Origin of the sequence: Chryseobacterium sp. MYb7 (assembly GCF_002979455.1) — a bacterium.
Lineage (GTDB): Bacteria > Bacteroidota > Bacteroidia > Flavobacteriales > Weeksellaceae > Chryseobacterium.
This window is the reverse complement of record NZ_PCOU01000005.1, coordinates 47,614-61,830: the sequence shown is the minus strand read 5'-3', so window position 1 is coordinate 61,830 and position 14,217 is coordinate 47,614. Positions and strand designations below refer to the sequence as shown.

Genomic DNA, 14,217 nt, shown 5'->3' with positions numbered 1-14,217 from the left:
GTTTTTTTAATTTATTAAGTTTACGGTTCGGTTCTTAGTGTTTACTGCTACTTTAAAGCATTCTTTATTCTCATATTTCAGATTTGAATTGACTATGGCCACCTCGTATTCTCCCTGATCATTAAGTTCTTTAACCTGTTTATCCACATCATCAATAGGAATATTGTGGTCCCTCAATTTATTTCTGAACATTTTATTTACAATCAGCACATCCATTACATCTGCGCTTTTCATGGCAAAATTTTCTATATCCTTATGATATTTTGCTTCCCAGCCCTTACCATATCTCTTTGTAATGGCGGCCAGTGTTTTTTTATTCGCCCTGTTTATCTTTTTTTCCAATTCACCATCAATAACGCATCCGCCGGCATGTACTGTTTTTATTTTCCATTTTTCAGAAATACCATTGGCAGCTTCTTCCCCATATCTATCTTTAAGACCAGCCCCGTATAGCCAGAAATAACCATTACGGAGTCCGTCATCTTCTTTTTTACAGGAAGAGACTATAATTATTATTAATAGAAATGAAAAAAGCTTTCTCATATTTAGCTATTATATAAAGCTATGTATTTTTCTGCAGATTTCTCCCATGCAAAATCAAAATTCATGTTGGCATGGATAAGTTCCTCCATGACTCCTTTTTGATTATAAATTGCCATTGCCCTGTTCATCGCATGCACAACATCATCTACACCAGGATACGTAAAATTAAGCCCTGCTCCACCGGTTGAAATATCTTCTACGGTATCTCTAAGACCTCCTGTATATCTTACCACAGGGACGGTTCCATATCTCATGGAATACATTTGATTCAGTCCGCAAGGCTCTACCCTGGAAGGCATCAGAAGAAAATCAGCTGAAGCGTATATTTTATGGGAAAGATGTTCTTTGTATCCCAAATCTAAAGCAAAATTGGTGTACGTATAGTCGTATTCTTTTAATTTATTTTCAATATAGGTATTTCCTGAGCCGAGAATCATGATATTTAAAGCTCCGTAGCTTTGCTTAATGCTCCTCCATACTACATCCGGTAATAGATCAGCTCCTTTTTCCGTCGCGAACCTTCCAATAAAGGCAAATAAAGGAAGTTCGGGTTTCAAACCATACTCCTTGCAGAGTTTTTCTTTGTTTTTCTTCTTTTGAGCTACTGCATTTTTACTGTTAAAATTAAAATCCAGCATCGGATCGGTTTCAGGGTTCCAGACTTCGGTATCAATACCGTTGATAATTCCATAGGCTTTCCCGAATTCCTGACGAACCAGGCTTTCCAGTCCGCGGAAGCTAACAAAAAGTTCTTCAAGATATCCTTCGGAAACGGTAGTAAAAGCATCGGCACATTTGATCATACTTGCCAGAGGATTCATGAATCCGTTCCAATCCATCAGTCCCCATTGATAAGCATTAAAAGAAGGCATATAATTCGCCATATTCCAGCTCATCATTCCCTGGTATTCTCCGTTATGGATGGTACCTATTGTTTTCACTCCTTTTAAGAATCCGAATTCCGAACAGTTTTCTACCATAAAAGGAACCAGACCGGTATGATAATCATGGCAATGCAGTACATCAGGCCGAATTTCCATAGCGCACAGCCAATGCAGCACCCCATGCTGAAAGGCCAGAAACTGAAAGCTTTCATCCTGATATCCATAAGGATTCTCTCGATCTAATAATCCGGGAATTTTCACCATATACAGTTCAAATCCCAACACATTTGTTTTTTCTTTTAATACCTGAACCTGCAGCATATTGGTTCCCTGATGAATAAACCCATCAAAAACCAATTCAAATTCATGATCATAAACAAAGGTTTTATTATACCATGGCATTACTACCTTAGCATCTATTCCATTTATTTTATTCTGATATTTCGGAAGTGCTCCCACTACATCTGCCAGACCTCCTACTTTTGCTACAGGATAACATTCTGTACTTAAATGATAAATAACCATTCTTTATCTCTTGTGTTTAATTCTGTGTAATTTATACTTTTTATCTTTCTTCTGTCTTAAAATAATTCCCGCCAATGGTGGAAGCTTCAAGGTCATTGTTTTTGGATATCCTCTCCATTCTTCATATTTTTCGTCCAGGATTTCAGGTTCTACTCCGCTTCCGCTGTATTTTTCATCATCGGAACTTAAAACAACTTGCCAATGTGTCCCTGCAGGAATTCCTATCTTATAATCCAGTACTTTGGGTGCCAGATTTAAAGCAACCATCATTACATCATCTTTTCTTTTTCCTTTTCTCAGGTAGATATACACCGAATTTTCGAGATCATCGGCTTCCACCCACTCAAAACCATGTTTATCAAACTGATTTTCATAAAGGGCCGTTTCCGATTTATACAGATGATTCAGTTCTTTCACCATCTCCTGCATTCCTTTATGAACGGGATATTCCAGCAAATGCCAGTCAAGACTTCTGGTAAAATTCCATTCACTGGTCTGCCCGAATTCATCCCCCATAAAAAGAAGCTTGGCTCCGGGATGGGTATACATATATACATATAGAGCCCGCAGGTTGGCAAATTTCTGCCATTCATCGCCTTTCATTTTATAGATCATGCTTGCCTTTCCGTGTACGACTTCATCATGCGATAAAGGCATCATATAATTTTCATTATACATATACATGGAAGCAAAGGTCAGTTTATGATGATGGAATTTACGGTTAGGAAAATCTTCTTTGAAATAATCCAGTGTATCATGCATCCAGCCCATCATCCATTTCATTCCAAAACCTACACCGCCGTCATGAACAGGTTTTGTAAGCATAGGAAAATCTGAACTTTCTTCTGCTATGGTCATAATATTATCACCAAATTCCTTGTAAACAGCTGTATTAAACTCCTGAAGAAAGGCTTTTGCTTCCAGGTTTACATTCGTTCCATATATATTAGGTTCCCATTCACCTTCATTTCTGGAATAATCCAGATGAAGCATTGAAGTTACGGCATCAACACGCAATCCATCTGCATGATAACGGTCCAGCCAGAACATGGCATTTGAAATCAGGAAAGATTTGACTTCATTTCTTCCGTAATTGAAAATATATGATTTCCAGTCCGGATGAAATCCTTTTCTCGGATCTTCATGTTCATACAGATATGATCCGTCAAAACGATGAAGACCATTAGCATCTCCTGGAAAATGGGATGGAACCCAGTCCAGAATGACACCAATTTCGTTTCTATGAAGTTCATCAATAAGAAACATCAAATCCTGTGGTGAACCAAAGCGTGATGTTGCTGCATAAAAACCTGTAATCTGATATCCCCAGCTTGGCTCGTAAGGATATTCCATCACCGGCATAAATTCCACATGGGTAAATCCCATATCCTTTATATAAGGAACCAGTTTTTTGGCAATATCTCTGTAATTTAAAAAACGTTGGGGTTGGTCACCCTCTCTTACCCAAGACCCCAGATGCAGTTCATAGACTGATATTGGAGCATTCAGTCTGTTTTTTTCCCAGCGGCTGTCCATCCATTCCTGATCATCCCACTCATACCATGTAGTAGAAACCAGAGAAGCCGCCTGAATATTCTGCTCCCAACTTAATGCATAGGGATCGCTTTTTTCCAGAATTTCGCCTCTGGGTGTTTCAATAGCATATTTATATAATGTCCCCCAGGTTAATCCTTCGATAAAGCCTTCCCAAATACCGGATTCATCCCATCTTGGAAATAAAATATGATCTTTATGATTCCAGTTATTAAAATTTCCGATTACAGAAACTTTTTTTGCATTGGGTGCCCAAACTGAAAAATAGATTCCCTTTACACTATCTTTTTCCACAGAATGTGCTCCAAATTTACCGTACAGCTTATAATGTCTACCTTCTTTGAAAAGATACACATCATGATCGGTGAAAAGCGTGTAGGTTTTAACAGAATTCATCAAGATCAGTTTATATTTATAATTTCTTTGAAACTACGAAAAATACTGACAATAGCGGTTAATTATCCATCAAATAATTATCAATAACATTTCGTGTTTTGTCTTTCTATCAAATATATCATTTTTTACCTCACATTTTTATGATTTCAAAACAATCTTTTTTTATAAATTTAGCATCATTATTTTATTAAACACATACGATGAGGTTTGAACTTTATACAGAAGAAAAAGACGACAGGCCGGTATTTATCACCGGAAATTTCAACAGCTGGAATCCCAAAGATTACAATTTCCAGCTCAAACAGACAGATCCTTCCAATTATTTTATAGAAATTGAAGACCAGCTGCTTGCTGATGAAATTGAATACAAATTCACAAAAGGAGGCTGGGAGAATGTGGAACTGGACCAGTATGGAAACATAACCCCCAACCGGAAAATAAAAAAATCAGCGGGCAAAACTTCCGACTCTGTGCAAAAATGGAGATTAAACTGGGGACCATTCAAAGAAGAATACTATCCTATTGCAGAAGTTATTTCCGAAAAATTTTATATTCCACAGCTTGACCGATACCGAAAGGTTTGGGCAGTCCTTCCTTATGATTATCATACCACCGACAAAAGCTACCCCGTATTATACCTGCAGGACGCACAAAATCTGTTCAATGAAGGAAGCGGATTCGGAAACTGGGAGATTGATAAGAAACTCTCTATCCTTGCAGAGTACGGTCGTGGTGATCTGATCATCATTGCCATAGAACATGGAAGCGAAGAAAGAATTAAAGAATATATTTTTGATAATGATCATGTGGCCAATGGCTCTGAAGGAAAAAAATACATCCGGTTTATTGCAGATACATTAAAACCTTTTGTAGACGAAAATTACAGAACAAAAAAAGACCGCGACAATACCGGAATCGGAGGTAGTTCATTAGGTGCACTGATCAGTATATACAGTGGATTTCTTTATCCGGAGGTCTATTCCAAGCTATTAATCTTCTCTCCTTCTCTTTGGGTAGAACCGAATAATAACTTCCCGATGATGAATTTCAGGGTTCCCTATAAAACAAAAATTTATCTTTATGGAGGAGCTCAGGAAGGGTCTAAAATGGTCAAAAGAATTCACATTTTTGAAGAATACCTGAAAAGATGGGAAGAGAAAAAGCTTTTTGATTTTGAATTTAAAACCAATATCAATCCTGAAGGTACCCATAATGAATTTTACTGGTCTCAGGAGTTCCCAAGAGCTATTGAATGGCTGTTCTATGACAATACCGAAAACCCTGTAGAAGTAAAACCACAACAACAAAGTACTAAAAACTAGAGGCATGAAATTGCTGAAGAAAATTTTCAAACAGCAATGATTTGTGACCTTAGAAAACTATAACATCTATTTATGAAACTAATCAATAAAAAAAACAAAAATTATACGCAGGTTTTCCATCTATTCACCGAGGAAGAATGGACAAAAACCAGTAAAAATTTCAATAAAAACATTTCCACTTTCTTTACAGGAAAGAAATATGAGGTCTTTGTAAATGCCCATGAAGAAGGAATTACCTATTTCATTGGACTAGGAAAATCTACGTTACAAAATTTCGAAATCCAGCAGGTGGCTGCTAAATTTTCACAGACACAGAAAGAAAAACTGCAGGCAGTGCCTACATTAGCCCTTGCAGACTTCCTGAATGAAAAACAATTCGAGGAATTTGTAACAGGACTTCTGGCAGGAACTTACAACTATCCTTTTGATAAAAAACATGCTTTCTGGAATGTAAAATTTGAATTGCATTTTGAAAATTTAAGCCAGAAAAAATTAGACCATATCAGCCAGAAAACAGAAGCTCTGATTAACGGACAAACTGCTTGCCAGGAATGGCTTAACAAACCTGCTAATCTTAAAAAACCGGATATTTTCAGTGCCTATCTAAAAAATCTGGCTAAAAAGCATGAATTAAAATATACTGTTTTTAATAGAAAGAAATGTGAGGAACTTGGATTGGGAGCTTATTTAGCCGTTAATCAAGGAAGTGCTTATGATGCCGCTTTCACTATTTTAGAATATAAAACTACGGTTAAAAATGCCAAAACTTTCGGACTGGTAGGAAAATGCGTCTTGTTTGATACGGGAGGAATATCTATTAAAAGTTCTGCCAACCTTCACTATATGAAATCTGATATGGGAGGTGCTACAACTGTTATAGGAGCTCTAATTTATGCCGCTGAAATGCAGCTTCCGGTGAATATTATTGCTGTACTTCCTATTACAGACAATGCTGTTTCAGAGAAAGCCCTGCTTCCGAGTGATGTGATTACAGCCTACAACGGAAAAACCATTGAAGTACTTGATACTGATGCAGAAGGCCGATTGATTCTTGCAGACGGACTGTCTTATCTTTCTAAAAACTACAAAACAGACTTCCTGATCGATCTGGCTACCTTAACGGGAAGTTCAGTAAGAATGTTTGGAGACACCTGCGCCGCTATGTTCTCCAATAATGAAGAATTGAAAAATAATCTGATCAAAACCGGAGATCTAACTAACCAGAGAGTTTGGAATCTTCCTTTATGGGATGTCTGGAAAGACGATATTCAATCTGATGTAGCGGATATTAAAAACATCTCTTTAAAACCAATTGGAGACTGTATTATTGCCGCAAAATTCTTAGAGCAATTCATTGAAAGCCACCCTAAATGGGCACATTTGGATATTGCCGGAGTAGCCTTCGGAAATGTAGGCTATGCCAGGGAAAAAGCAGCAACAGGTTATGGGGTTCAACTGCTCGTGAATTTAATTGAAAATTATCACTAAAAATTAGTTTTTTACAAAAAAACTCTGTATACTTGATTAGTGGATTTTCAAAAACGCACAATATTGTATTTTTTACTATTAATAAAATAATAAATAAATGCTTTTATTTTTGAAAATTCACTAAATCTTAAAAAACATTATATGGAGAAGAAAACGATTGTGTGTATTTCGTGCTATTACAAAGGCTACGATTTTATGGACGAAATGAAGAAACTCGGCAATAAAATCATCCTCGTAACTTCGGAAAACCTCAAAGAAAAGGATTGGCCCTGGCATGCCATTGAAGAAACCTTTTATATGCCTGAACTTAAGCCATCTGTATGGAATCTGGAGCATCTGATTCAGGGATTTTCCCACCTGATGAAAACCAGAAAAGTGGATGCTGTAGTGGCTTTGGATGATTATGACGTTGAAAAAGCAGCGTTAATCAGAGAAACATTCCGTATTCCGGGGATGGGACAGACTACACACCGATATTTCAGAGATAAACTGGCTATGCGCCAAAAAGCAAAAGATTCAGGAATCAGTGTTCCTGAATTTACAGCGGTATTCAATGATGATGAAGTGAATGAATTTACAGACCGAGTTCCTTCACCATGGGTGCTAAAGCCCCGCTCCGAAGCTTCCGCATCAGGAATCAAAAAAATCACATCCAAAGAACAGCTTTCTGAGGCATTAGAAACATTGGGTGAAGAACGTCATCTTTTTTTACTGGAAAGCTTTAAGCCCGGTGACGTTTACCATGTAGACAGCCTTACTTTTAATAAAAAGATTATATTCACTTCCGCTTCGAAATACCTTGCTCCTCCTATGCAGGTTTCCCATGAAGGCGGAGTATTCAGATCCAAAACTTTAGGGAGATATTCTGAAGAATTTAAGGCATTAGAAGAAATCAATGCCAGCGTACTTTCCAATTTTGGACTGATTAATGGCGCTACCCATACCGAATTTATCCGTGGAAAAGAAGACGGAAAATGGTATTTCCTGGAAACTTCTTCAAGGGTTGGCGGTGCTCATATTCCTGATTTGGTAGAAGCTTCAAGCGGTATTAATATCTGGCGAGAATGGGCTAAGATTGAAGATGCCCTTTTGAGAGGTAATGATTATAGTGTTTCACCTCCTACAGGATACTATTCCGGGTTGATTGTAGCACTTATTAAAGATAAAGAACCAAACTACAGCAGCTTTGAATGTGAAGAAGTTGTAAAATTCCTTCCAATAGATTATCACGTCGGGATTGTTTACAAATCCAGCGATGCTTCCATTGTACAGGATAGATTGGATTCTGCTGCAGAAATGATTCACGCAAACATGCTAAACATTCTGCCTCCTAAAAGCAGTAAGCTCAGCTCCTAAATCATGAAGCCTGATATTCAAAATGTTATTGAATTCATAATATACAATCTGCCAAGAAAATCTACTTTAAAACATAATTTAGAGAACAATAAGTTTTGGAAAATGGCAAAACATAGTATCAATTCATTGATCAGTCTGAAGGAATTGAATTTATCAAATTAATATCAATGCAATAGTAAAATTAAACACAAAAAAATGCCTCATATAGAACATACAGATTATTATTCAAACATATTGGGAACAAGTCTCAAGGTAGAAGTGACCGGACATTATGGTCATCCTATCATTATGTTTCCAACCTCTCAGGGACAATACACCCAAAACCATGATTTTCATCTCAACGGAAGCATCAATTGGTTTGTAGAACAGGGAAAAGTAAAACTTTACAATGTACAGACCATCGACAGCTGGAGTTTTTATGATGATAAAATTTCTCCTCAGCAAAGAATAAGAAACTACGAACGGTATGTACAGTTTCTGATCAAGGAATTCGTACCTTATATCCAGAAGCTTCACAAGACTCATCGTGTAGCGGTAGCCGGAGCAAGTTTTGGAGGGTATCATGCTGCCAATTTCGCCTTCAGATTTCCGGATGTGGTTTCCCATCTGTTTTGCCTTTCCGGAGCTTTCAGCATAAGAAACTTCATGGATGGCTATTCTGATGAAATGGTCTACTTCAACTGTCCAAGAGAATTTGTAAGAAATGATGAAGCTTGGAAGTACAAACATATGCACATTGTATTAAGTACTTCTGATCAGGACATCTGCAAAGAAAAAAATGTGGAAATGGCTGAAATATTAAGGATAAAAGGCATTGACTTCTGGTATGACGAAAGAAAATGGATCGGCCACGACTGGCCGTTGTGGAGAATGGTCTTCCCTACCTTTATAGGAACATTCTTCTCGTAAAAACAATAAAAAAGACAAATAGAAAAAAATATACATCCATCTTAAAAACAAAAATTATGACAAAAAAAGTAGGAATTCTTTTCGGTATGGAAGACACGTTTCCCTGGGCATTTATAGACAAAGTAAATGAGCTTGGAGGTGGAGAAATCGTAGCTGAACCCGTTAATATAGACAAGCTGGAACAGGGTGCAGATTATGGATATGCAGTGATCATCGACAGAATTTCACAAGACGTTCCCTTTTACAGAGCTTACCTGAAAAATGCAGCACTTAACGGAACTTATGTGATCAACAATCCGTTTTGGTGGAGTGCTGACGAGAAATTTTTCAACAATGCCCTGATGTCTAAACTGGGAATTCCGCTTCCCAAGACTGTTCTGCTTCCTTCACACGAAAGGCCGGACAATACTTCGGAAACATCATTCAGAAACCTGAAATTTCCCCACGACTGGGAATATATCTTCAATTATGTTGGATTTCCAGCTTATATGAAACCTCACGATGGTGGTGGCTGGAAAAGTGTTTACAGAGTAGAAAATCCGGATGATCTTTGGAACAAACTAGGCGAAACAGAACAACTCGTAATGATGGTACAGGAAGAAATTGTTTTTGATGACTATTACAGGGTTTACTGTCTAGGCAGAAAATACGTTCACATCATGCCTTATGAACCGAGAAATGCGCCTCATTTGAGATATGCAACTACTCATCAGACTCAAGGTGAAGAACTTGAAAAATTACTAAAAACCATTCATGATTATACGATTAAAATGAATGAAGCGTTGGGATATGATTTCAACACAGTAGAATTTGCGGTAAGAGATGGAATTCCTTATGCCATTGACTTCTGCAACCCGGCTCCGGATGCCGACAGAAATTCTGTAGGAGAAGAAAATTTCGCATGGATCATAGAACACGCAGCAAAACTGGCTATAGAAAAAGCTAAGGAATATGTTCCGGGGAAACCTAATATTGCCTGGGGAACCTTTGTGAAAGATTCCATAAAATAACATTGAAAAAAAATTAAAAAACACAAAAATAAATGCATCATCAGTTTACTATTGGAATTGAAGAAGAATATCAAATCATTGATGTTGAGAGCAGAGATCTTGTTTCTCACGTTTCGAAAATCATTGAAGGTGGCAAAGCTGTTTTAAGTGAAAATTTAAAGCACGAAATGCACGAATCCATGATTGAAATGGAAACGGGCATCTGCCAGAATATTCAGGAAGCCAGAGCAGAATTAACAAATTTAAGACGTCACCTCATTAATATTGCTCATGAGCAGGGACTTCGTGTTTCCGGAGGAGGTACTCACCCGTTTTCACACTGGTCAGACAACAGTATCACTCAGGGAGAAAGATACATCAAGATTGTGGATGATATGGGAGATGTTGCCCGTGAAAACCTTATTTTCGGATTACATGTTCACATTGGAATTCCTAATCGTGAAGAAGGTGTGAGAATTCAGAATGTAATGCGTTATTTTCTTCCTCACGTATATGCCCTTTCTACCAATTCACCATTCTGGATTGGAAGGTATACCGGTTTTAAATCGTACAGACAGGAAATTTTTGTTAAATTCCCAAGAACTGGTATTCCGAGTTATTTTAACTCACTGGCAGAATTTGACAGCTATGTAGATCTTCTGGTAAAAACAGGAACCATCGATAATGCAAAGAAAATCTGGTGGGATCTGCGTGTTCACCCATTCTACCCTACGATTGAATTCAGAATCTGTGATATGCCTTTGAGAATTGATGAAACGGTATGTCTTGCTGCCATTATGCAAAGTCTTGTTGCCAAAATCTATAAACTTCACCAGCAGAATTTAAGTTTCAGAAGCTACAGAAGACTGTTGTTGAACGAAAACAAATGGCGTGCCTCCAAAAGCGGTATCGAAGCCCATCTGATAGATTTCGGGAAAGAAGAATCTGTACCTTATCCTCATTTATTAAAAGAACTTTTAGAGTTTATTGATGATGTGGTAGACGATTTAGGATGCCGTCACGAAGTGGAATATGCCTGGAAGATTCTGGAAAACGGAACCGGCGCAGACAGACAGCTTCAGATTTTTAAGGAAACAGGTGATCTGACGAAAGTCGTTGATTATATGATCTCTGAAACGGAGTATGGCATAACACATGGTGAAACCGCTTCATAATATTTTTGGTAACTTTGCAAAAAATATGATGTAATGAAAGATATTCGAATTGCTCTGCTGGACATGAATAACAACCATGTGAATCAAGGTTTTAGAAACATTAAAGAGATTTCCGAAGCTTTTCAGCAGAACTCTGAAGAAAATGTGATAATCAAGACATTTGATGTGAGATTTAAGGATGAAATGCCGGAGATAGGAGATTTTGATATTTTCATTTCTTCAGGAGGTCCGGGGAACCCGCATCGTGAAGGTCTTGCCTGGGAAGACAGATTTGCCCATTTTTTAGATTCCGTTTTTGAGCATAATAAATACAGTGAAGATAAAAAATACCTTTTCCTGATTTGCCATTCATTCCAATTGGCAAGTATCCACTGGAACCTGGGAAATATCTGCAAAAGAAAGTCTTATTCTTTCGGAGTAATGCCTGTTCATAAAACTGATGAAGGCAGAGAAGAGTTTTTATTCAAAAATCTTCAGGATCCTTTTTATGCAGTAGATTCCAGAGCCTATCAGTTTATTGAGCCCGATCACGAACGTTTTGAAGAACTTGGAATGACGATTATGGCGATTGAAAAATTCCGTCCTCACATTAATCTGGAAAGAGCAATAATGGCGGTTCGTTTTTCGGAAGAGATATTCGGAACACAGTTTCATCCTGAAGCCAACCCTGAATCTCTGATTGAAAATCTGAAAGATGAAAAAAACAGAGAAGCCATGATTGAAAACTTCGGAATGGAAAAATATCTTGAAACGATGGACAGAATAGATGATGAAGACAAAATTATTCTAACCAGAAATCAAATTCTTCCGAGATTTCTTCAGTTTGCAAAAAAAAACATTTTGAAAGAAGCTGAATCTTTGGTTTAAAAGTTCAACTTATTATAAACCACAAAAGCCACAAAAGCGATTTCGAAAAAGAGCCCAATAAGAATCATAAAAGCTGCTGAAAAGAACACTTAAGCTTTTTTTGAAAATCTAAGAATTTTCATATCAAATAAACATAACTATAAAAAGTGCATTTTAAACTTTTATATTCTAAAACTTTTGTGCCTTTTGTGGTAAAATCAAATCGGGCAGAAATGCTCGATTTTTTTAACATCACAAAAGAAAAAAAATATGATTCCAAAATACAGAAAACAGTACAATCAGGAGTTTTCGTATGAAAAATACGATCAATTAAAAGATATATTGCTGCAAAAAGGAGGTATAGCTCCCACTTTCAGAGTTTCAGAAAGTCCTATTTTTCTTACTAAAGAATTTGAAAGTAAGCTCATAGATGCCAGCGAAAGTATTATCAGCCAGATTAAGGCCATGCCGGAAGAATTACTTCAAAAGGCGATCCCTGATAACTGTAGAGTTCCCAATGATACCGATCAGCCTCATTTTTTCACCATAGATTTTGGAGTCTGCAAAAGCGAAAACGGAGAAATAGAACCTCAGCTGATAGAGCTTCAGGCATTCCCTTCTTTGTATGCTTTTCAGAAAGTATATGAAGAAACATTCTGTGAAGTGTATCCTTTTCTTTCAGAAATCAAAAATCCTATGCCTCATGAAACCTTTAAAAACTATTTGAAGGAGCTAATTGTAGGTGATGAAAACCCTGAAAATGTGATTCTGCTTGAAATATTCCCGGAAAAACAAAAAACAGCTATTGATTTTGCTTTAACAGAGAAATTATTAGGAATAAAAACAGTTTGTCTTACCAAAGTGAAAAAGGAAGGCAAGAAACTCTATTATGAAAACAATGGGAAGCTGACAGAAATCAAAAGAATCTACAACCGTATTATATTTGATGAGCTGGACAATATTCCGGATCTTGTTACAGAATTTAATTTCCGTGAGGAAGTTGATGTCAAGTGGATTACCCATCCGAACTGGTTCTTTAAAATATCAAAGTTCCTTTTACCTTTATTAAATCATCAATTTGTTCCGAAAAGCTATTTCCTGCATGAGTTTCCGGAAAATGAAAACCTTGACGATTTTGTATTGAAACCCTTATTTTCGTTTGCAGGAAGTGGAGTTAATTTGAATCCAACAAAGGAAATTACAGATGCCATTCAGGATAAAGAAAACTATATTCTGCAGAGAAAGGTAACTTATGAACCTATCTTTGAAGATATCAACGGAGAATTCTCAAAAGCAGAAATTCGTTTATTGTATATTTGGCGGGAAAATGACGAACGTCCTATCCTATTGGAAAATCTGGGAAGAATGACCAAGGCCGCTATGGTAAATGTGGATTTTAATAAAAAAGATGCCATTTGGATCGGAAGCTCGAATGCTTTTTTTGGATAAACAATTTATAAAACTAATATACATGGAAGAAAGGTCAACACCTTTTGCAGAATTTGAAAACACTACTTTAACCCGAAGAAGAAATCTATTACCCACGTGGATTAAAATTTTCTTATGGTTCTTTTTAATTGGAGGAGCAATAGCTGCTATTTTGTTGATGGCAGGTTCTTTTTTAACTCATATTAGTTTATCCTTATATGGAATAAAAGCAAACCATCCCTACTCAATGATAGGTCTTTTGATATCTTTCCTTTTTTTATATAAAGGTATTGTTGCCTATGGACTTTGGTTTGAACAAAAATGGGCTGTACAGGCCGCAATAATTGATGCAATCATAGGTATTGGTATTTGTTTAATCATGATGGCCATTATTCCTTTTACTTTTTCCAATATTAGCTTTACAATAAGGCTTGAATTAATTCCTTTGTATTTTTATCTTGTGAAAATGCAGAAAATTAAGAAAACCTGGGAAAGCTTATAAGAGTAAAACCTGATACAATTACTGTAAATAATAGTATATCTTTTAATTTTTGAAAAAACAGGTTTCGGCTGAACCAAAGGTTCAGCCGAAACTTATTTAGCATATACCCCTTCACCATCACCTTTTTCTAAGGATAAAATTCTTTCAGCTAATTCTTTTCTAACAGTTCCCTGCTATTTCAAACGCTCTTCAAAAAAATTACAAAATACTAATATTCAATTAAATAGATAACTGTAGTGCAATTGTAGTAGAGATAATACTGCAAATTTATTTTACTTTCGCTTAAAATTCTTTAGGAAA

The 14,217-nt window shown here is 36.7% G+C and carries 12 protein-coding genes; 9 read left to right on the top strand and 3 right to left on the bottom strand.

The features are described from left to right. Positions 1-6: 6 nt before the first annotated feature. From CQ046_RS05945 to glgB, 3 genes are read right to left on the bottom strand one after another with little or no spacing between them, the layout of a single operon-like run. Positions 7-543 carry a hypothetical protein gene (locus tag CQ046_RS05945; protein WP_105701371.1) on the bottom strand — a complete coding sequence of 179 codons (537 nt, stop codon included), beginning with the start codon at positions 541-543 and terminating at the stop codon, positions 7-9. Between the two features lie 2 nt (positions 544-545). After that, the gene (locus CQ046_RS05940) at positions 546-1,952 is read right to left on the bottom strand and encodes a glycogen synthase (protein WP_105701370.1); all 1,407 of its coding nucleotides are present in this window, start codon (positions 1,950-1,952) and stop codon (positions 546-548) included. A 3-nt stretch (positions 1,953-1,955) separates the two neighbouring features. Then, a complete protein-coding gene (glgB, locus tag CQ046_RS05935; RefSeq protein ID WP_185126153.1) occupies positions 1,956-3,902 on the bottom strand; it encodes a 1,4-alpha-glucan branching protein GlgB in 1,947 nt (648 codons plus the stop codon). Positions 3,903-4,102: 200 nt separating this feature from the next. Here glgB and CQ046_RS05930 point away from each other — a divergent pair, with 200 nt between their 5' ends. From CQ046_RS05930 to CQ046_RS05890, 9 genes are all read left to right on the top strand, one after another. After that, positions 4,103-5,224 (top strand): alpha/beta hydrolase-fold protein, encoded by a 1,122-nt coding sequence (locus CQ046_RS05930; protein ID WP_105701368.1) that lies wholly within the window; start codon positions 4,103-4,105, stop codon positions 5,222-5,224. A gap of 72 nt (positions 5,225-5,296) precedes the next feature. After that, positions 5,297-6,712 (top strand): leucyl aminopeptidase family protein, encoded by a 1,416-nt coding sequence (locus CQ046_RS05925; RefSeq protein ID WP_105701367.1) that lies wholly within the window; start codon positions 5,297-5,299, stop codon positions 6,710-6,712. Between the two features lie 141 nt (positions 6,713-6,853). Then, positions 6,854-8,068: an acetyl-CoA carboxylase biotin carboxylase subunit family protein gene (locus tag CQ046_RS05920; RefSeq protein ID WP_105701366.1), complete on the top strand. Its 1,215-nt coding sequence runs from the start codon at positions 6,854-6,856 to the stop codon at positions 8,066-8,068. A 195-nt stretch (positions 8,069-8,263) separates the two neighbouring features. Next, positions 8,264-8,977 (top strand): alpha/beta hydrolase-fold protein, encoded by a 714-nt coding sequence (locus CQ046_RS05915; protein ID WP_105701365.1) that lies wholly within the window; start codon positions 8,264-8,266, stop codon positions 8,975-8,977. 56 nt (positions 8,978-9,033) lie between these two features. Further along, positions 9,034-9,987: a RimK family alpha-L-glutamate ligase gene (locus CQ046_RS05910; RefSeq protein WP_105701364.1), complete on the top strand. Its 954-nt coding sequence runs from the start codon at positions 9,034-9,036 to the stop codon at positions 9,985-9,987. 32 nt (positions 9,988-10,019) lie between these two features. Further along, on the top strand, positions 10,020-11,141 hold the full coding sequence (locus CQ046_RS05905; RefSeq protein ID WP_105701363.1) for a carboxylate-amine ligase: 1,122 nt from the start codon (positions 10,020-10,022) through the stop codon (positions 11,139-11,141). A 33-nt stretch (positions 11,142-11,174) separates the two neighbouring features. After that, complete coding sequence (locus CQ046_RS05900; RefSeq protein WP_105701362.1) at positions 11,175-12,008, top strand: type 1 glutamine amidotransferase; 834 nt, start codon at positions 11,175-11,177, stop codon at positions 12,006-12,008. A gap of 249 nt (positions 12,009-12,257) precedes the next feature. Then, the gene (locus CQ046_RS05895; RefSeq protein ID WP_105701361.1) at positions 12,258-13,436 is read left to right on the top strand and encodes a hypothetical protein; all 1,179 of its coding nucleotides are present in this window, start codon (positions 12,258-12,260) and stop codon (positions 13,434-13,436) included. Continuing rightward, a complete protein-coding gene (locus CQ046_RS05890; protein ID WP_228406886.1) occupies positions 13,429-13,917 on the top strand; it encodes a hypothetical protein in 489 nt (162 codons plus the stop codon). The genes CQ046_RS05895 and CQ046_RS05890 overlap by 8 nt, the downstream gene beginning before the upstream one ends. Positions 13,918-14,217: the final 300 nt, after the last annotated feature.